The organism is Pandoraea sp. B-6 (genome assembly GCF_000282835.1).
GTDB classification, from domain to species: domain Bacteria; phylum Pseudomonadota; class Gammaproteobacteria; order Burkholderiales; family Burkholderiaceae; genus Pandoraea; species Pandoraea cepalis.
In genome coordinates this window covers 22677-40792 of record NZ_KB290502.1, presented here as the reverse complement: position 1 = coordinate 40792, position 18116 = coordinate 22677, and the positions used below count along the sequence as shown (strand labels likewise).

Here is an 18116-nt window from a genome sequence, read left to right as displayed (position 1 = left end):
CCGAACTGGTGCATCGGCTGGAGCGCGCGACGCACGGCCTGGAGGGCACGACACCGACGGCGGTGGAAGGCCTGTTCGTGCATCGGATCCTGCATCCGGGCGGCCCGAAGCCGGCGCTTCAGCAACCGGCGTTCGCCGTCATCGCCCAGGGCGAGAAGCGCTTGCGGATCGGCGACGAGGATTACGCGTATGACCCGATGCACTACCTGGTGTCGTCGGTGCATTTGCCGGTGGTGGCGCAGGTGTCGGGGGCGAGCGAGCAATCGCCGTATCTGGGCATGCGCCTCGACCTGGTGGCCGAGGATGTGACGTCGCTCATCGGCGACGAGCATTTGCCGCCGCCGGCGCCTTCAGCGAGTGGGCGTGGCATGTACGTCAATCGGCTGGACGCGGCGTTGCTCGACGCGGTGTTGCGATTGTTGCGCTTACTGGACACGCCGCGCGACATTCCGATCCTGGCGCCGATGATCAAGCGCGAGATCGTCTATCGATTGCTGATGAACGGTCAGGGAATGTTGCTGCGGCAGATGGCGTTGCAGGACAGCCAGATGAATCGGATCGCGCGCGCGGTGCGGTGGCTGCGCGAGCATTACGCAAAGCCGCTGCGCGTGGAGGCATTGGCGCAGGAGGTGCACATGAGCGTGTCGTCGCTGCATCACCACTTCAAGCTGGTGACGGCCATGAGTCCGGTGCAGTACCAGAAACAGTTGCGCTTGCAGGAGGCGCGGCGATTGATCTTTGCGGCGGACGTCACCGTGGCGGCGGCAGCGCAGACGGTGGGGTATGAAAGTGCATCGCAGTTCAGCCGGGAATATGCGCGCGTGTTTGGCGAAGCGCCGCTGCGCGACAAACGCCGTTGGTTGCAGGAGGGCGAGGCCGGGGCGCCGCGAAACTAACCTTTTGGGGAACTGCGTTTGCGTGCGGCGGCACGGCGTGCGGCGAAATGGGATTCGACGTCTTCGTCGGGAATGGCTGGACGTGTGTCTTCCAGCGCTTCCAACACCTTTCGCTTGAACCATGCATCGTGAGCGTCGGGATCCGTGACGAAACCAAAAGGTAGCGCACCTTCGTTGGCAATGCGCGTGAGTAAAATCCGAACTACATCGGAAACGGTCAACCCCATCTTGTCGAGTACGGCAGTGGCGCGTTCCTTCAGTTCGGGATCGATGCCGTCGCCAATCCCCGCGACCCGCGTCGCACGATGACCCGGCTGGTTGTAAAATCAGTGACGTTGCCGACTTGCCCGCAGGAGGCCCGTCATGCTGTCGATCCACACCGGTTTCGTCGTTTGTCCCACCTGTAAAGCCCGCTTCCCCGTCGCGGCGAGCGAGCCGACCGTCCAGGCGATGTACGACTATCTCCATTCGGATGCCGAAGTGAAGTGTCCGACGTGCGAGACCGCCTTCACCACGGGCAGCGCCAACAGCAGCATCGAGTTCGAGCCGGTCAACGACGGCGTCACGCTCTCGCCGTCGCCTGTGCGAAGCATCGACGGGCTCGACAATCACTGACGCCATTCGCCACTCACAGCGGCGTCAACACCGGCTCCCCCGCCTGGAAGCGACGCGCATTTTCGAGAAACAGGGCGAGCGTGGCGGCTTCCGCTTCGGGCGAGCGGCCAGCGACGTGCGGACTGAGCACCACATTCTGCAAATCGATCAGTGCAGCAGGCGGTGACGGCTCGCCTTCGTAGACGTCCAGCCCGGCACCGGCGATGACGCCGTCGCGCAATGCGTCCGCCAGGGCGGCCGTGTCGACGACGCTGCCACGCCCCAGATTGACGAGGAAGCCGTGCTTGCCCAGCGCGCGCAACACCTCGGCATTCACGAGGTGATGGGACTGCGCGCCGCCCGGAGCGGTTACGACGAGGTAGTCCGCCCATTCGGCCAGCGCCAGCACGCTGTCGAAATATTGATAGTGCGCGGGCGCATCGTCGCGACGGTTCCGATTCCGGTAACCGATCTGCATATCGAAGCCCTCACCGCGTTTGGCGAACTGACGGCCGACCGCCCCCAGCCCCACGATCCCCAGCTTCTTTCCCGACACGCCCGGCTGCATCGGCAGCGCGTCGCGCCACACACCCTTGCGGCAGGCGGCGTCGTAGGCCGGAATGCGACGCACGGCAGCAAGCAGCAGGGCGAAGCCCTGATCCGCCACCGTCGGCGCATTCGCACCGGCACCGTTCACGGCCACGATATTGCGCGAACGCATGGCGGCGACGTCCAGATTCTCATAGCCGGCGCCCAGCGCGCTGACCAACGCCACGTTCGGCAGATGCGACAGCTCGGCGGCGCTCAGACCACGCGCGCCGTGAGTCAGCACGAAGCGCGCCCGCTCGCCGTCGGGCCCCCAGCCTTGCGGCGCGGGGTGATAGCTCGGGTGGTAAGCCACATCGAAATGGGTTTGCAGTGCGGACAACTGCTCGGGGTGCATCGGGATCAGGACCAGCAATGAGGGCAACGACACCTTCAATCTCCACAGGGAAATGGGGGCTCGCGGCGCAGCGTCGCAATGACGCGGGTGCCGAATGGACACCTCGAATTCGCCGCCAGTCGACACTGTATGCCTATCCGCAACGATTTGCGCGATGCAACACGCCACGCGACCTCCTTGCTGTCGGGATTTCCCGGCCCGAAACGCACGCGGGCGCCATCGCACAATGCGAATGGCGCCCGCCCAAGCCCGAGACCCGCGGCAGTGTGCGTTACGTATGCCTTGTTGCGTGGGCCGAAACGCTTAGGCCGTGGCTTGCACCGCGTGCGTGGCCTGATGATGACGCAGGCGACCCAGCGTGAGCATCGTCAGACCGGCGAGCACGGCGGGCACGCCGATGGCGGCGAAAAGGGCCGGCATCGACCAGCCCATGGCGAGCATCGACGCCCCGCCAACCGAGCCGACCACCGACCCCAGTCTCCCGACGCCATTGGCCCAGCTCACGCCCGTGGCGCGGCAATCCGTGGGATAGAAGCCAGCGGACAGCGCGTTCGCGCCGACCTGACCGCCCGACACGCAGAACCCGGCCCAGAACACGGCCACCGAGGCGAGCACGGGAGAACTGGCGACAGGACCGACAGCGGCGACACACACGCCCGCAAGCACGTAAGCCGCAGCAAGCACGTAGTGTGGGTTGAAGCGGTCCATCAACCCGCCGAGCACGATGGCGCCGAGCGTGCCGCCGACCTGGAACATCGAGGTGACGATGGCGGCGTCGCGCAGCGTCAGGCCGTTGGTGCGAAGCAGCGTGGGCAACCAGCTCGAGAGCAGATAGATCACGAGCAGGCTCATGAAGAACGTGATCCAGAAAAGCAGCGTGCCCCGCAGCAATTCGGGTTTGAACAGATGCTTCACCGGCGACGTGGTCGACGGCTTCGTCGCGACGTTGAACGTCGCACCACGCAGATCCTCATTCGGCGCAATGCGTTGTAGCGATGCCGCGATGCGCTCCGGCGACTTGCCCGCCATCACGAGATAGCGCACCGACTCGGGCAGCGCGCGCATCAGGAGTACAGCGAGCACGAGCGGCATGACGCCGCCCACGATCAGCACGGCGCGCCAGCCGAAGGCGTCGATCAACCCGGCCGACGCGAGACCGCCCAGCGCCGAGCCGAGCGTGAAGCCGCAGAACATGGTGGTTACGAGGAACGAACGGCGCGACTCAGGGCAGTACTCCGACGTCAGCGTGATCGCGTTCGGCATGGCGCCGCCGAGTCCGAGGCCCGTCAGAAACCGCAATGCGATCAGTTGCCACAGTTCCATCGACCCTGCGGACGCGAGACTCGCCAGACCGAAGAACACCACGGAGAAGATGAGAATGGTCTTGCGGCCGAACTTGTCGGCGAGCGGCCCGAACAGGAATGCGCCGGCCATCAGGCCCGCGAGCCCGGCGCCGAAAAGGGGCGCGAGCAGCGCCGGGGTGAGCGACCATTCGGCGCGAATGGCAGGGGCGATGAAGCCGATGGCCGCCGTGTCGAAACCGTCGATGGCGACGATCAGGAAGCACAGCACGACGATCATCACCTGGAACGGGGAAATGCGATGGCGGTCGATGAACGCCGTCACGTTGATGGGGGTGGCTGGCATGGGTTGTCTCCTCAGGGTTGCCAGAAGCGGCGCGGCAAGTCAGCCGTCGTCGCCGAAACGTGTTGCCGTGATTGTTGTTATTAGTGCTGCCGAGCCCCCGTATCGCGAGACGCGAGGCGAGGGGGGCCGCGCGACGGTGTGGGACCGTCGCGTGGCGGGATGCCCGGATGCCGGGCGGTGAATCGAGAGGTAGGGCGTGGTTAGCGCTCAGGCCTCAGCCAGCCACGGGGTTTGCGATAGGCAATGCTCGGCGCGCCAGCCGTGCAGCCATTGCAGGGCGTCGTAGAACTGCGTTTGCGTGCGGCCCTTCCACAGCGAGTTGCGCACCCAGCGATCCACCCCCTTGGCGTGGTAGACACGGCCCATGTCGCGCGCGCCGTAGAGCACGCGGGCGGTGCGGGGAATGCGGGCGTGCTCGTAGCGGCGGAAGGCGTCGACGAAATCGCCGTTCGCCGCCGCATACGCGGCGCCGAGCGTGACGGCGTCTTCGAGTGCCTGGCAGGCGCCTTGCGCGATGTACTGCGTCATCGGGTGGGCGGCGTCGCCCAGGATCGTGGCGCGCCCGAAGCTCCACTGCGCGACCGGATCGCGGTCGGCGGTGGCCCATCGTCGCCACGAGGTCGGACGGTCGAGCATCTGGTGCGGCAGCGCATCGATGCCTTCGAAGTACGACAGCACCTCTTCCTTGCTGCCGTCGCGTACGCCCCAGACTTCCTGCTCGCGGCTGTGGAACGTGACCACGAGGTTGTATTGCGTGCCGCCGCGCAACGGGTAATGCACGAGGTGGCAGTTCGGTCCTGCCCAGACGACCGGCGCGTTGACCTGCAAGTCCTTCGGCATGTTCTCGACGTCGACGACCGCGCGATACACCACGTGACCGGTCACGCGCGGCTCGTCGCCGATCAGCACGGCGCGCACGGCGGACTTCACGCCGTCGCAGCCGATCACGGCGTCGGCCGTGTGTCGCTCGCCGTGCTGGTCGATGACGGTGACGTGCTTGTCGTCCTGCGCCAGCGAGGCGACCCGCGTCGCGGTGCGGAACTGAATCAACGGATTGCGCTGTACCGCTTCCAGAATCGACAGATGGATGTCGGCGCGGTGGATCACGGCGTACGGATTGCCGAAGCGCTCGCGATACGGCGCGCCGACGTCGACTTGCGCGATGATGCTGCGGTCGATGGCGTCGCGCAGGGTGATGTGGTCGGTGAAGACCGAACGACCGCGCGCCGCTTCGCCAACGCCGAGGGCGTCGAGCGCCGCGAATGCATTGGCGGCGAGCTGAATGCCCGCGCCGATCTCGCCGATGGTCTCGGCCTGCTCCAGCAGTTCGATTTGCACGCCCTGATTGGCGAGCGCGAGTGCAGCCGCCAGGCCGCCGATGCCACCGCCAACGACCAGCGCTTTGGGTTGAGAGGTTTGACTCATGGTTGTCTCCTGCGGCCTGTCCAGCCGTTCTGGATGGAATTCAGGCCGTGTAATCCGGCTGACGATTGGGCGCTGCCGCGAGGAAAGCCGGATGTGTCTCCGCCTGCGCGTAGACCGCCATCGCTCGCGGATACGCCGACAAATCGCAACCCATGCGCCGGGCATTGGCGATTTGCGGAATCAGGCAGACGTCGGCAAGCGTCGGTGCATCGCCGAAGCACCATGCGCCGTGACCATGCTTGCCGAGCAATCGCTCCACGCCTGCCATGCCCTCGTCGACCCAGTGGCGGTACCACGCGTTCTTCTGCTCGACGCTGAGGCCCAGCGGGCCTTGCAGATACTTCAGAATGCGCAGGTTATTCACCGGGTGCATGTCGCAACTGACGAGCATCGCCAATTCGAGCACGCGGGCGCGTGCCTCGATGTCCTGCGGCACCAGACGCGGCTCGGGATATTTCGCGTCGAGATAGTCGAGGATGGCGAGCGACTGGCCGAGCGCGATCTCGCCGTCGATCAGGGCGGGCACGCTGGCCGACGGATTGACCTCGTCGACATACGCGCCGGCGCGATGCTCGCCGGCGCGGATATTCACCGGAATGGTGTCGAATTCCAGCCCTTTGAGCGCGAGCGCAATGCGCACGCGATACGAGGTCGAGCTGTTGAAGAAGCTATAGAGCTGCATGACGAGGCCTCAGACCACGCGCACGGTGATCTCGCCGAGCCCTTCCACGGCGGTGACCATCGTCTCTCCGGCCTTGACCGGGCCCACGCCTTCGGGCGTGCCGGTGTAGATCAGATCGCCCGGCTCGAGACGGAAGAACTGCGACAGGTACGAGACGGTTTCCGCCACCGACCAGATCAGATGGGTGACGTCGCTTTTCTGCTTTTGCACGCCGTCGACCGTCAGCGAAATCGCGCCCTTCTCGATATGACCGACGCTCGACACCGGATGAATCGGGCCGATCGGGGCCGAGTCATCGAATGCCTTGCCGATTTCCCACGGACGGCCCATTTCGCGCATCTTCATCTGCAGATCGCGGCGCGTCATGTCGAGCCCCACGGCGTAGCCCCAGACATGTTCGAGCGCCTGCTCGAGTGCAATGTCCGAGCCCGCCTTGCCGATCGCGGCGACCAGTTCGGCTTCGTAGTGATAGTTGGTCGTCTGGGCGGGATACTTCAACGTGAGCGTTTCGCCGTAGGCCACCGGCACCACGGCATCGGCCGGCTTGCAGAAGAAGAACGGCGGTTCGCGATCGGGATCGAAGCCCATTTCGCGGGCATGCGCGGCGTAGTTGCGGCCAACGCAGTACACGCGGCGCACGGCGAACTGGTCGGCGCTGCCGACAACGGGAATGGCGACGGTAGCGGGCGGAGCGAAGACGAAGGACATAGCGTTTGACTCGACGAATAAAGGAAAGGACACAGGCGGCGCGCGCCGCTCACGCGGGTGTTCGGCGCGCGGGGCCGGCAAGTGAGCGTTGGGTTGGCCTCAGGTGCGTGACTCGCGCAGCAGGTTCAGGGCGGCGAGCACGGGGCGATCGGAGTAGCTGAACAGTACGGCGTCGTCGAGCGCGGCGAGCTGCACCGGCGCCCACGAGGGCACGACGAAATGATCGCGCGGCTCGAACTGGAAGACTTCGTCGCCAATGCGCGCCGTGCCGCGACCCTCGACCACCGAGAAGACCGTTGCATCGGTGCTGCGATAGGTCTTGCCCTGGAAGCCGGCGGGCAGGTATTGCATGAACGTCGCCATCGTCGGCATCGGCCAGCCGCCGGTTGCCGGATTCACATAGCGCAACTTGATGCCGTCCCACGGATCGAGTTCGCCGTTGCGGTACAGCGTGTCGAGCGCTTCGCGCGAACGGGCATACGGATAGCTGAAGATCGGCGAGGTCGGCTCGCTGACCTTGTGATGCACCGGCAGCATGTTGTGGCCGTAACGCGCGAAGCTGTCGCCCTCTGGGCGCTGCACCGGCTGTTGCGACTCGGGGTAGTTCTCGGCAAAGCCGGCGTCGAAGTACTGCACGAGCGGAATGTCGAGCCCGTCGAGCCACACGACCGGCTCGCCGTCCGCCGGGTTGCCGTGGTCATGCCACGTCCACGACGGCGTGATGATGAAGTCGCCGGGGTGCATCGTGGTGCGCTCGCCGTTTACGGCCGTCCACGCACCGCGGCCTTCCACGATGAAGCGCAGGGCCGATTGCGTATGGCGATGGCTCGGTGCGATCTCACCCGGCAGAATGAGTTGCAGCCCGGCGTAAAGCGAACCCGTGATGCTCGACGAGCCCGGCGTTCCCGGGTTCTGCAAGACCAGCACGCGACGCACGGCCTCTTCGGCGCTGATGACGCGTCCCGCTTCCATCACGAGCGGGCGCACTTCGTTGTATTTCCAGAGGGCGGGCACCACGCGCGGGCGCGGCTGCGGGGGCACGAGACTGTGCAGCGATTCCCACAGCGGGGCCATGTGGTTGTGCCCGATGTGTTCGTAATAGGCAGCGCGATCGGCGCTGGGGGCGCGTTCGGACATGCGTGTCTCCGTGTCGATATGGGGCCCGGTCAACTCGTCTGACAAGCTCGGCCGACGAGGGCTTGCGGGTCTATGAGTAGCGTTATACTCGGCGAGACATATTCTTTGAAATGAATAAATCATCGGATCCATACGAAAAATAGTATGGATTGGGTGATTTTGGGGGCGTCCCGAGGGGGCCCGGAGACTTCGTATGGACTGGACCCATCGACTGCGTCTGCGCAATCTGCAAATGTTGCTGACCCTTGCGGAGACCGGCAACATGAGCCAGTCCGCGACATTGCTCAACACGACGCAACCCGGTTTGTCGAAGTGGCTCAAGGATTTGGAGGAGGACATTGGCCTGCCGCTGTTCGAGCGTCAGGCGCGGGGATTGCGTCCGACGGCCTACGGGGAATCCCTGATCCAGCACGCGCGGCGAATCGAGGCGCAGCTCGACACGGCGCGCGACGATCTCGACGCCATGCGCGAGGGCGGCAGCGGTTTGGTGGCGATCGGCACGTCGGGGGCGTCGTCGGCGGACACGGTGCCGCTCGCGATGTTGTTGCTCCTGCAGCGCATGCCCCGCGTGCAGGCCCGCGTGATCGAGAACACGATGGACCGGCTGATGAATCAGCTCGCGCACAGCGAGATCGATATCGTCGTTGGGCGCTCGGCCCCCGAACTGCAGGACCGCAACGTTCGCGCCGAGGCGCTATATCTGGAGCCGCTGCATTTCGTTGCGCGCGCGCGCCATCCGGTCTTTTCGCTCGACAGGGTGGACTGGCCCGACATGCAGCGTTACCGCTGGGTGGTCTGGCCGCGCGGCACGCCGATTCGCAACGCGCTGGAGGCGGCGCTCGCGGAGGCCGGTTATCCGTTGCCGAACGACACCGTCGAATCGAACTCCACGATTCTCAACCTGACGTTGCTCAACAACAGCGACATGATCGGCCTGGCGTCGCACCGCACGGCGAGTCGTCTGCAGGCGCTCGGGGCGTTGCGTATCGTGCCGTTGCGTCTGGCGGGGTTCGGGGCGATCTCGATGTACTGGCGCGACGACGGCGCGAACCGGGCTGCGGTGGCAGCGGCGCTTGAGTGTCTGCGCAGCGCGGCGAGACGCTCGACGGGCGACGCGGTCGCGGGCATCGAAGGCGACGGATGAGCTTGCCGAGTCCGTTGCCGAGCTGGCGGCTGCTACACTTGCCGCCTGTCGAAGTCACTCTCCCGAGGCGTCAATGATTGGCCGCATCTCCGGCACGTTGCTGGAAAAGAATCCGCCGCACATCCTGGTCGATTGCCAGGGCGTAGGCTATGAAATCTCGGTGCCGATGAGCACCTTCTTCAACCTGCCGAATCTCGGCGAGCGCGTGACGTTGCTCACCCAGTTCATCGTGCGCGAAGACGCCCAACTGCTCTTCGGCTTCGGCTCGCCTGACGAGCGCAACACCTTTCGCGAACTGCTCAAGATCTCCGGCGTGGGCGCACGCACGGCACTTGCGATTCTCTCGGGCATGAGCGTCGCGGACATCGCCCAGGCCGTCACGCTGCAGGAGTCGGGACGTCTGACGAAGATCCCCGGCATCGGCAAGAAGACCGCCGAGCGTCTGCTGCTCGAACTCAAGGGCAAGCTCGGCGCGCAACTGGGCACAGTGCCCGGCGCGCTCACACCGCACGACCACAAGAGCGACGTCGTCAATGCATTGCTCGCGCTGGGCTACTCCGACAAGGAGGCGCTTGCCGCCGTCAAGAGCGTGCCCGACGGCACAAGCGTGTCCGACGGCATCAAGCACGCGCTCAAGTCGCTCTCCAAGGCCTGAGCGAAACACGAATCGGCCTCGTCGAGGCCGTGGGGAGGCCGTGAGGAGACGGTATGCAACTGCGATGGCTTGAAGACTTCGTCGAACTGGCACGCACGCGCAGTTTCACGCGAGCGGCGGAAAACCGTTTCGTCACGCACCCGGCATTCGGGCGACGCATCCGCGCCTTGGAAGAGTGGGTGGGCACACAGCTTGTCGAACGGAGCAAACCGCTCGAACTCACGGCTGCCGGCACCGTGTTTCTCGATGCGGCGACCAATGCGCTCGACATTCTTCACGGCGCTCGCACGCAGTTGCAGGACGCCGCGCCCACACTCGAAAACAATCTGAAGATCGCCACGGGCCGAACCTTGGCCGCCACCTTCTTTCCGGATTGGTACGACGAGGCGGTCTCGCGCATCGGCTTCTTCACCGCGACGCTGTCCACGGGAGGGGCCGAGGAGGCCATTCTGCGGCTCGCGGCCGGCGAGGTCGATCTGCTCATCGTGTATTCCAGTGCGCACACGCGGCTGTTGATCGATCAGGAGCGTTATGACTGGTTGAGTGTCGCGCGTGAGGTGCTGGTGCCGGTGAGTGCGCTCGACGCCAAGGGGCGCGCCACCTATCGGCTTGCCGCCGGCCCGTCGTCGATTCCCTGGCTGGCGTTCTCCCGCACGCTGACGTTGCGGGCCGTGCTGGCCCGCCATCTTGCCGAGATGGCAAACCGTCCCACGCTCAAGCCGGTGTATCAGGCCGATTCGTACGAAGCGATTCTGGCGATGGCGCGACGCGGCGCCGGTATCGCGTGGCTGCCGCAACGCCTGGTGGCCGACGACATTGCGCGCGGCACGCTCGCGATCGTGGGCGGCAAGGAATGGCAGATCGGCTTCGATATTGCGCTCTACCGGCGCCGGCACCAACCGCACCCGGTGCTCGACGCGATCTGGCAGAGCGCGCGTCAGGCCTCGGGGGACGACGCCTGAACCGCGCGCCAACCCCCGACGGGCCCGATCAGTGCTCGTGCTGCAGGTACTTTGCCTGACGCGGCAGGCGCAGGCTGACGAGGAACGCCAGGACCATCATGCCGGTCACGTACCAGTAGAATGTCGGCTCCATGCCGGCCTTCTTGAGGCCGAGCGCCACATATTCCGCCGAACCGCCGAAGATGGCATTGGCCACGGCGTAGGCCAGACCCACGCCGAGCGCACGCACTTCGATCGGGAACATCTCGGCCTTCACGATGCCGCTGATCGACGTGTAGAAGCTGACGATGGCGAGCGCCAGACAAATCAACAAAAACGCCGCGGTCGGGCTTTGCACCGTCTTGAGCGTGGTGAGGATCGGTACCGTGGCAATGGCACCGAGCGCGCTGAAGAGCAGCATGTTGGTGCGACGACCGATCTTGTCCGACAGCATGCCGAAGATCGGCTGCATGCACATGTAGACGAACAGGCAGCCCGTCATGATGTAGCTGGCGGTCTTGATCGGCATGCCGGCGGTGTTCACCAGGTACTTCTGCATGTACGTGGTGAAGGTGTAGAAGATCAGCGAGCCGCCGGCCGTGTAGCCCAGCACCGTGAAAAACGCAGCCTTGTGGTGGCGGAACAACCCGGCGATCGAACCGGCGTCGCGGCTGTTGCGGCTCGCGCTCGTCGACGTCTCGTGCAGCGTGCGACGCAGCAGCAAGGCAACGACCGCAGTGATCGCGCCGACCACGAACGGAATGCGCCAGCCCCAGGCCTTGAGTTCGGCCTCGCTGAGCAATTGCTGGAGAATCACAACGACGAGCACGGCAAGCAGCTGGCCGCCGATGAGCGTCACGTACTGGAACGACGAGAAGAAGCCGCGACGGCCCTTGAGCGCCACTTCACTCATGTACGTCGCCGTGGTGCCGTATTCGCCACCCACCGACAGACCTTGCAACAGACGCGCCACCAGCAACAACGCCGGAGCCCAGTTGCCGATGCTGGCGTGCGTCGGGAGCGCGGCGATCATCAGCGAGCCGAAGCACATCATCATCACCGAGATGACCATCGAGTTCTTGCGGCCGTTGCGATCGGCGATGCGGCCGAAGATCCAGCCGCCGATGGGGCGCATCAGGAAGCCTGCGGCAAACACGCCCGCGGTGTTGAGCAGCTGTGCGGTGGGATTGGCACTCGGGAAGAACGCCGGCGCGAAGTAGATCGCGCAGAACGCATAGATATAGAAGTCGAACCACTCGACCAGATTCCCGGACGATGCCGCAACAATCGCGAAGATGCGCTTGCGGATTTCTTCCGGCGTGGGCGGCTTGGTGGCCATGGCGGCGTCGGTAGTAGCTGTGTCTCTCATTTCTACGGGCGATGGTGACATCGCATTAATAACTACGTTTGCAACATGACGCTGATGCGCTCGCCTCACAGGGATCACCTGTCCGGAGGCACAACCAGGCATCGCGTCCCGGGGGCGGGCCAACTATAGCGGGTGTGGGCATGCGCAGACAATGCCTGAGTGCTGAATCGATTATTGTGAATATCGAAACAATTGTTTGGATTGTTGCGTTGCAGCATGGTGATCGCGCCCGTCGGACGGCGATTTGCGGGCGTGTTACGAGCGTTTTGATGGGCGGGACGACGCGCGGAAAATCGAGAAAATTTTTTTGGATGCCCTGTACACCGCATCGGCTAGCACGCCGCGCGGCCGAACCCTCACGCCTCATTCGCGCGGGTGACACTGCGCCAGCAGATCGAGAAACAGCTCCAGCGCGCGCGTCCTGGGCCGCGAGGCCTCGGTGATGGCGCTGATGGCATTCTCATACTCAGGCCCTGTCGGAACCTGCGCCAGTGCATGGCGCTTGCCAAACAGCGCGGCGTAGTACTGCGGCAACAGTCCGACGTAATGCCCGGAGAGGACCAGCATGGCGACAGCCTCCAGTCCTGACGCCGTTGGCCCTCGCGTCAGTCCGAGCGAATTGAGCGCTTCATGGACAAACGGCTGGCTCCGGTAGACGAGCGGGAGCGTCGACGCGTCCTTGATCCGATGCCGCGCAACGTATAGGCGGTGACGCTCGATAAACAGCGGCTGGTAGTGAAACCCGGCTTCGCGACGATACATCCCGCGAATGGCGATCTGTACCCGGCGCTCGCGCAACGCGAGGTCGAGCTCGTTGAACGTCATGACCGTGAGTTCGACCTTCACGTCGGGCGCCTGCGCCTTGAGCGCGGCAAGTGCCTCGGGTATGTGGCAGCCGATGTCGGACACGACGTGCTCGACCATGCCGATGGACAACGTGCCCGAGAGCACACCGCGCACCGCATCGATTTCGGGACGTATGCGCTCCAGCGACTTCAGCGCGTCGCGGGCAAGGTCCAGCGCGACCTTGCCCGCGTGCGTGAGAACAAATCCGGACGGTCCACGCTCGCACAAACGAGTACCCAAGGTTTCCTCGACCTCGCGAATGTGCCGGCTGATCGACGCCTTCGACATGTTCAGTTGCTTCTCCGCCGCCGCAAAGCCGCTGGCCTGAGCGACGGCACAGAAGATGCGCAACGAGCGCAGGTCACGCTCACTGAAGTCACGACTTGCCACTGCTCCACTCCCGGAAATAGCGCCAAACCTGCTGCGGATGGCGCGTGTCAAAAGGTTTCGTTTTTTGGAACCATACCAATAAAAAAATCATTTTTCATGATCTTTTTGCCCGCATACATTGGATTTCACTCGCACCGGGCCGGACCTGACCGAACCGATGCGCCAGCGCAATCCCCTACCCACACCCCGCGAGGCAAGCGATGAAGACCTGGTCCAGACGATCCTTTGTAAAGGCGACGCTCGCATCGAGCGCCGCATTGGCCCTGCCGGCCCTGCCGACGATGGCGTATGCCGAAGGCGGCACCCTGGCCGACATCAAGAAGCGCGGCAAGCTGACGGTCGGCACCGAGGCGGCCTACGAGCCGTTCGAGTTCGTGGAAAACGGTCAGGTGGTCGGATACGGGCACGATGTGCTTGAACTGATGGCGGCAAAACTCGGCGTGAAGCTCGAGCAGATGAACCTGCCGTTCCAGGGCTTGCTGCCGGGCCTGATGTCGCACAAGTTCGACTTTGTCGCCACCAGTGTGGGCATCACGCCGGAGCGCGCCAAGCGCTTCGCCTTCAGCCAGCCGGTCGGCGTGGTGCGTTCGGTTCTGATGGTGCGCGCCGACGACGTAGCGATCAAGCAGGACATGGACATCGCCGGGAAGACCATCGGCACCCAGATGGGATCGTCGTCGCAGCCGGTGGCCGACGAATTCGAGAAGGAACTGAAGGAAAAGACCGGCAAGGGATACGCCGGCACGCGCCTGTTTCAGGCCTATCCGGATGTGTCGAACGCGCTCGCGAACAAGACGATCGACGTGGCGCTGATGCCGTCCAATATCGCCGCCGTCCAGATGCGCAAGCAGCCCAACGTGTTCCGCATTGCCGGGACCATCGGCCAGCCGAAGCTGCTGGCATGGGTCGCCAATCCCAACGATCTGGAGATCCGCAAGTTCATCAACGATTCGCTCGATGAATTCCGCGCGAACGGCAAGCTCGCCGCCTTGCAGAAAAAGTGGTTCGGGGCGTCGATGGACACGCCGCACGCGAACTACCTGCCGCAAGGTGCCATTTGACGCCCGCGACCACGGTCGGCGGGCTTGACATGGGCGGCGTGATCGCACCGTTCCTCGAAGGCGTCGTCTCGGGAACGGCGATCACGCTGGCCGCGTCAGCCGTCGCCTTCGCCATCGGTTTGGCGCTGGGTGTCGTGCTGCTGCTCGCCCGCATCTCGCCGCTCGCGCCATTGCGCTCGCTCGTCGTGCTGTGGGTGAGCCTGATTCGCGGCACGCCGGCGCTGATTCACATGCTGATCGCGTACTACATGGTGCCGGCGCTGTTCGATATCTCGATCTCGCCCATCACCGCCGGAATTGCCGCGCTGGCGTGTAACACGAGCGCCTATATCGTCGAGATTCTGCGCGGCGCGCTCGGCACGATCTCTCGTGGGCAACGCGCCGCCGCCTACGCCATGGGCATGCGCGTCTCGCAGGTCTGGCGGCACGTACTGCTGCCACAGGTGATCTATCGCGCCATTCCGCCGCTCACCAGCGAGTTCACGATCCTGCTCAAGGCGTCGTCGCTGATGTCGATCATCGCCGTGCCGGAACTGGCGACAGTCGCCCGCAATGCCACGCTGCAGACCGACCTGCCATTACAGGTGTTCGCGATCACCGCCGCCGTGTACTTCGTCCTTCTGTTCTGCATTTCGGCCGCCTCGCGTCTGTGCGAGCGCCGCGTTTCCAGGATGTTGCCCCATGGCCATTGATGTCTCCATCGTCAGGGAAGCGATTCCCGTGCTGCTCGAAGGCCTGCGTGTCACGGCCCTGGTCAGCGTCATCGGCATTCCGCTCGGCGTGGCGATCGGCATCGTCGCCGCCTATGCGGCGCAGTCGCGCACGATCTTGCGACCTATCGCACTGGGCTACGTGGAAGGGGTGCGCAACATCCCATACCTGATTCTCGTTTATCTGTCGTTTTTCGGCCTGCCCAAGCTCGGCATTGGCGCGTCGGCCATGAGCGTCGCGGTAGGTTGCACGGCGTTCTACACCGGCGGCTACTTCTGCGAAATCCTGCGCGCGGCACTGCGCAGCGTCGCCCGTGGGCAGACGCACGCGGCGCTCTCGCTCGGCATGACCTATTGGCAGACGCAACGGCACATCATCGCGCCGCAGCTCTTTGGCTTCCTGATTCCGCCGACGACGAGCCTCGTGATCATGATGTTCAAGGACTCGGCCATCTTTTCGGTCATGAGCCTGCCGGAGATGACCTATCAGAGCAATCTGCTTACGGCCAACACATTCGCCTACGTTGAAGTGCTTGGCACGACAGCGTTGATCTACTGGGTCAGCAGCGTTTTGCTGGCCAGCGTGGGGCGCCGACTGGAAACCGTTGTCGGGCGACGTACCCGGCACGCCTGACGCCCCGAAACTTCCACCCGAGGACACTTTCATGACGACCTACACCGTGGCCCCTCGCACCGGCCATCCGACCCTGCTGTATTCTGAGCTGGATCTCGATATCGACAACCTCAAGGCCGACATCGCCGTGTTGGGCATGCCCTACGGTGCCCCGTATGCGGCGTCGGATTTCAGCAACGACCAGACGAATGCGCCGTCCGCCATCCGCCAGGCGACGGAGCGCATCGCGCGTCGCCCGAACCACTACGACTTCGACATCGACGGGCCGCTGCTCCAGGGACGCACGGATATTCGCTTCGTCGATTGTGGTGACATCATCCCGGACCTGACGAAGCCCGGCGAGCACTATGCCCGCGCCGAGGCGGCGGTGCGTCGCATCGTGGCCGGCGGCGCGATGCCCATCGTGCTTGGCGGCGACCACGGCATTACGACGCCGGTGCTGCGCGGCCTGGACCAGAAGGGGCCCATCACGCTCGTGCACATCGATGCCCATCTGGATTGGCGTGACGAGGTGAATGGCGTGCGCGAAGGCCTCTCGAGCCCGATTCGCCGCGCCTCGGAGATGGCGCACGTGGACCGCATCGTGCAGATCGGCCTGCGCGCGCAGGGGAGCGGCCGTTACGAGGAACTCGTCGCGGCGCGCGCCTACGGTGCCGAACTGGTGACCGCGTACGAGCTGCATGATATCGGCATGGACGCCGTGCTCGATCGCATTCCGGACGGCGGCAACTACTACCTCACCATCGACGCGGACGGCCTCGATCCGTCGACGATGCCGGCCGTTGCCGGTCCCGCGCCCGGTGGGGTGACGTTTGTACAGGCGCGCAAGCTGATTCACGGCCTGGTACGCAAGGGACGCGTGGTCGGGATGGACATCGTGGAGATTCAGCCCGAGAAGGACGATGCCAACATGATCTCGTGCGTGACGGCCGGTCGTCTGATTCTCAACCTGATCGGCGCATCGATTCGCGCGGGGCACTTCGACAAATGAGCACCGCACAGCCCATCATCGACATCCGGAACGTCGACAAATGGTACGGCGCGCATCACGTGCTCAAGCAGTGCTCAACGCAGGTGGGCGCGGGCGAGATCGTGGTGGTGTGCGGACCGTCCGGGTCCGGCAAGTCGACCCTGATCAAGACGGTCAATGCACTGGAGCCTTTCCAGAAGGGCGATGTCGTCGTCGACGGCACGTCGCTTACGGCCAGGACGACCGACCTGCCGAAGCTGCGCAGCAAGGTTGGCATGGTCTTCCAGCATTTCGAGCTGTTCCCGCATCTGGATCTCACGCGCAATCTCACGCTCGCGCAGCAGATCGTGCTGGGCCGCGGTGTCGACGCGGCCCGCACCAAGGCGCGCGCGCTACTCGATCGCGTCGGTCTGTCGGCGCATGCGCACAAGTATCCGGGGCAGTTGTCGGGCGGTCAGCAGCAACGCGTGGCGATTGCGCGCGCGTTGTCGATGGACCCGATGGCCATGCTGTTCGATGAGCCGACCTCGGCGCTGGACCCGGAGATGGTCAACGAGGTGCTCGACGTGATGGTCGAACTCGCCCGCGAAGGCATGACGATGATGGTCGTCACGCACGAGATGGGGTTCGCGCGACGCGTGGCCCATCGCGTGGTGTTCATGGAGGACGGCGCCATCATCGAGGACAGTCCGACCGACATGTTCTTCAACGACGCCGCCAGTGCCGCCGCCAAACGCTTTCTCTCGAAGATCCTGACACATTGAGTGCACGACGCCATCGCGCGCCGTGCCGACCCCCATCAAGACCCCATACCGAGACATCATGACGCACACCCGAATCCGCAAATTCAACACCCGCGACACTTACCCGGAGCAGAAGCTCGACAACGACCTCTGTCAGGCGGTCGTCGCCGGCAACACTATTTATCTGCGTGGTCAGATCGGCCAGGATCTCGATACGCGCGAATCCGTTGGCATCGGCGATGTTGCCGCGCAGGCCGAAAAGGCCATGGCCAACGTTGCGATGCTGCTCGACGAGTGCGGCAGCCAGCTCGCGGATATCTGCAAGGTCACGGTGTATCTCGTCGATCCGCGTTATCGCGAGGCGGTCTACAACGTCATGGGACGCTGGCTCAAGGGCGTGTTTCCAGTGTCGACCGGCATCGTTGTGCAGGCGCTGGCGCGCCCGGAGTGGCTGGTCGAAATCGATGTGACGGCGGTGAAGCCGGCGGTGTCGTCGGCATAAGCGGCACGAGCGGCATAAGCCGCATAAGTGAAGCAACAACAACGTCGGGCCGGCGTGCAAGCGCCGGCCACGTATCGCGCTGCGCCAAGCGCGGTCAAACGCACCGAAGCGCACTCAGA

At 64.6% G+C, this 18116-nt stretch carries 20 protein-coding genes; 11 read left to right on the top strand and 9 right to left on the bottom strand.

The window, feature by feature from the left end:
* A partial coding sequence (locus A985_RS0106465; protein WP_083902223.1) for an AraC family transcriptional regulator occupies positions 1 to 896 on the top strand: 896 nt, incomplete at its 5' end.
* On the opposite strand, the gene A985_RS0106460 is transcribed toward A985_RS0106465, so the two are convergent.
* On the bottom strand, positions 893 to 1180 hold the full coding sequence (locus A985_RS0106460; protein WP_026131705.1) for a type II toxin-antitoxin system RelB/DinJ family antitoxin: 288 nt from the start codon (positions 1178 to 1180) through the stop codon (positions 893 to 895). The two genes, A985_RS0106465 and A985_RS0106460, sit on opposite strands and share 4 nt — an antisense overlap.
* 79 nt (positions 1181 to 1259) lie before the next feature.
* Between A985_RS0106460 and A985_RS0106455 the strand changes: the two genes are divergently transcribed.
* Positions 1260 to 1511: an MJ0042-type zinc finger domain-containing protein gene (locus A985_RS0106455; RefSeq protein ID WP_017232582.1), complete on the top strand. Its 252-nt coding sequence runs from the start codon at positions 1260 to 1262 to the stop codon at positions 1509 to 1511.
* Positions 1512 to 1524: 13 nt separating this feature from the next.
* On the opposite strand, the gene A985_RS0106450 is transcribed toward A985_RS0106455, so the two are convergent.
* The 6 genes from A985_RS0106450 to gtdA all read right to left on the bottom strand — a co-directional run bounded on the left by A985_RS0106450 (position 1525) and on the right by gtdA (position 8032).
* Complete coding sequence (locus tag A985_RS0106450) at positions 1525 to 2466, bottom strand: 2-hydroxyacid dehydrogenase (protein ID WP_017232581.1); 942 nt, start codon at positions 2464 to 2466, stop codon at positions 1525 to 1527.
* A gap of 270 nt (positions 2467 to 2736) precedes the next feature.
* A complete protein-coding gene (locus tag A985_RS0106445) occupies positions 2737 to 4080 on the bottom strand; it encodes an aromatic acid/H+ symport family MFS transporter (RefSeq protein WP_017232580.1) in 1344 nt (447 codons plus the stop codon).
* A gap of 207 nt (positions 4081 to 4287) precedes the next feature.
* A complete protein-coding gene (locus A985_RS0106440) occupies positions 4288 to 5505 on the bottom strand; it encodes a 3-hydroxybenzoate 6-monooxygenase (RefSeq protein WP_017232579.1) in 1218 nt (405 codons plus the stop codon).
* A gap of 40 nt (positions 5506 to 5545) precedes the next feature.
* Entirely contained in the window at positions 5546 to 6187 is a 642-nt protein-coding gene (maiA, locus tag A985_RS0106435) for a maleylacetoacetate isomerase (protein WP_017232578.1), read from the bottom strand.
* Between the two features lie 9 nt (positions 6188 to 6196).
* On the bottom strand, positions 6197 to 6895 hold the full coding sequence (locus tag A985_RS0106430) for a fumarylacetoacetate hydrolase family protein (protein WP_017232577.1): 699 nt from the start codon (positions 6893 to 6895) through the stop codon (positions 6197 to 6199).
* A 99-nt stretch (positions 6896 to 6994) separates the two neighbouring features.
* Entirely contained in the window at positions 6995 to 8032 is a 1038-nt protein-coding gene (gtdA, locus tag A985_RS0106425) for a gentisate 1,2-dioxygenase (RefSeq protein WP_017232576.1), read from the bottom strand.
* A gap of 193 nt (positions 8033 to 8225) precedes the next feature.
* On the opposite strand from gtdA, the gene A985_RS0106420 reads away from it, so the two are divergent.
* From A985_RS0106420 to A985_RS0106410, 3 genes are all read left to right on the top strand, one after another.
* The gene (locus A985_RS0106420; protein ID WP_017232575.1) at positions 8226 to 9176 is read left to right on the top strand and encodes a LysR family transcriptional regulator; all 951 of its coding nucleotides are present in this window, start codon (positions 8226 to 8228) and stop codon (positions 9174 to 9176) included.
* A 73-nt stretch (positions 9177 to 9249) separates the two neighbouring features.
* Positions 9250 to 9831: a Holliday junction branch migration protein RuvA gene (ruvA, locus tag A985_RS0106415; RefSeq protein ID WP_017232574.1), complete on the top strand. Its 582-nt coding sequence runs from the start codon at positions 9250 to 9252 to the stop codon at positions 9829 to 9831.
* Positions 9832 to 9884: 53 nt separating this feature from the next.
* Positions 9885 to 10793 carry a LysR family transcriptional regulator gene (locus A985_RS0106410; protein ID WP_017232573.1) on the top strand — a complete coding sequence of 303 codons (909 nt, stop codon included), beginning with the start codon at positions 9885 to 9887 and terminating at the stop codon, positions 10791 to 10793.
* A 28-nt stretch (positions 10794 to 10821) separates the two neighbouring features.
* Here A985_RS0106410 and A985_RS0106405 read toward each other — a convergent pair whose 3' ends face one another.
* Together A985_RS0106405 and A985_RS0106400 are read right to left on the bottom strand one after the other, a co-directional pair.
* Positions 10822 to 12111 (bottom strand): MFS family transporter, encoded by a 1290-nt coding sequence (locus A985_RS0106405; protein WP_017232572.1) that lies wholly within the window; start codon positions 12109 to 12111, stop codon positions 10822 to 10824.
* Between the two features lie 393 nt (positions 12112 to 12504).
* Positions 12505 to 13377 (bottom strand): LysR family transcriptional regulator, encoded by an 873-nt coding sequence (locus tag A985_RS0106400; RefSeq protein ID WP_017232571.1) that lies wholly within the window; start codon positions 13375 to 13377, stop codon positions 12505 to 12507.
* Positions 13378 to 13577: 200 nt separating this feature from the next.
* Between A985_RS0106400 and A985_RS0106395 the strand changes: the two genes are divergently transcribed.
* From A985_RS0106395 to A985_RS0106370, 6 genes are read left to right on the top strand one after another with little or no spacing between them, the layout of a single operon-like run.
* The gene (locus tag A985_RS0106395; RefSeq protein ID WP_026131704.1) at positions 13578 to 14438 is read left to right on the top strand and encodes a transporter substrate-binding domain-containing protein; all 861 of its coding nucleotides are present in this window, start codon (positions 13578 to 13580) and stop codon (positions 14436 to 14438) included.
* A gap of 29 nt (positions 14439 to 14467) precedes the next feature.
* On the top strand, positions 14468 to 15130 hold the full coding sequence (locus A985_RS0106390) for an amino acid ABC transporter permease (RefSeq protein ID WP_026131703.1): 663 nt from the start codon (positions 14468 to 14470) through the stop codon (positions 15128 to 15130).
* Positions 15120 to 15782 carry an amino acid ABC transporter permease gene (locus A985_RS0106385; RefSeq protein WP_017232568.1) on the top strand — a complete coding sequence of 221 codons (663 nt, stop codon included), beginning with the start codon at positions 15120 to 15122 and terminating at the stop codon, positions 15780 to 15782. The genes A985_RS0106390 and A985_RS0106385 overlap by 11 nt, the downstream gene beginning before the upstream one ends.
* 31 nt (positions 15783 to 15813) lie before the next feature.
* Positions 15814 to 16773 (top strand): agmatinase, encoded by a 960-nt coding sequence (locus tag A985_RS0106380; RefSeq protein WP_017232567.1) that lies wholly within the window; start codon positions 15814 to 15816, stop codon positions 16771 to 16773.
* 14 nt (positions 16774 to 16787) lie between these two features.
* Positions 16788 to 17516 carry an amino acid ABC transporter ATP-binding protein gene (locus A985_RS0106375; RefSeq protein WP_157211380.1) on the top strand — a complete coding sequence of 243 codons (729 nt, stop codon included), beginning with the start codon at positions 16788 to 16790 and terminating at the stop codon, positions 17514 to 17516.
* 58 nt (positions 17517 to 17574) lie between these two features.
* Entirely contained in the window at positions 17575 to 17997 is a 423-nt protein-coding gene (locus tag A985_RS0106370; protein ID WP_017232565.1) for a RidA family protein, read from the top strand.
* The last annotated feature ends 119 nt before the right edge of the window (positions 17998 to 18116 follow it).

Excerpts from the sequence above, each read along its gene's own strand:
- A985_RS0106405 (WP_017232572.1), bottom strand. The coding sequence starts at position 12,111 with ATGGCCACCAAGCCGCCCACGCCGGAAGAAATCCGCAAGCGCATCTTC.
- maiA (WP_017232578.1), bottom strand. The coding sequence starts at position 6,187 with ATGCAGCTCTATAGCTTCTTCAACAGCTCGACCTCGTATCGCGTGCGC.
- A985_RS0106370 (WP_017232565.1), top strand. The coding sequence starts at position 17,575 with ATGACGCACACCCGAATCCGCAAATTCAACACCCGCGACACTTACCCG.
- A985_RS0106420 (WP_017232575.1), top strand. The coding sequence starts at position 8,226 with ATGGACTGGACCCATCGACTGCGTCTGCGCAATCTGCAAATGTTGCTG.
- A985_RS0106455 (WP_017232582.1), top strand. The coding sequence starts at position 1,260 with ATGCTGTCGATCCACACCGGTTTCGTCGTTTGTCCCACCTGTAAAGCC.
- A985_RS0106380 (WP_017232567.1), top strand. The coding sequence starts at position 15,814 with ATGACGACCTACACCGTGGCCCCTCGCACCGGCCATCCGACCCTGCTG.
- A985_RS0106390 (WP_026131703.1), top strand. The coding sequence starts at position 14,468 with ATGGGCGGCGTGATCGCACCGTTCCTCGAAGGCGTCGTCTCGGGAACG.
- A985_RS0106385 (WP_017232568.1), top strand. The coding sequence starts at position 15,120 with ATGGCCATTGATGTCTCCATCGTCAGGGAAGCGATTCCCGTGCTGCTC.
- A985_RS0106440 (WP_017232579.1), bottom strand. The coding sequence starts at position 5,505 with ATGAGTCAAACCTCTCAACCCAAAGCGCTGGTCGTTGGCGGTGGCATC.
- A985_RS0106445 (WP_017232580.1), bottom strand. The coding sequence starts at position 4,080 with ATGCCAGCCACCCCCATCAACGTGACGGCGTTCATCGACCGCCATCGC.
- ruvA (WP_017232574.1), top strand. The coding sequence starts at position 9,250 with ATGATTGGCCGCATCTCCGGCACGTTGCTGGAAAAGAATCCGCCGCAC.
- A985_RS0106395 (WP_026131704.1), top strand. The coding sequence starts at position 13,578 with ATGAAGACCTGGTCCAGACGATCCTTTGTAAAGGCGACGCTCGCATCG.
- gtdA (WP_017232576.1), bottom strand. The coding sequence starts at position 8,032 with ATGTCCGAACGCGCCCCCAGCGCCGATCGCGCTGCCTATTACGAACAC.
- A985_RS0106410 (WP_017232573.1), top strand. The coding sequence starts at position 9,885 with ATGCAACTGCGATGGCTTGAAGACTTCGTCGAACTGGCACGCACGCGC.
- A985_RS0106430 (WP_017232577.1), bottom strand. The coding sequence starts at position 6,895 with ATGTCCTTCGTCTTCGCTCCGCCCGCTACCGTCGCCATTCCCGTTGTC.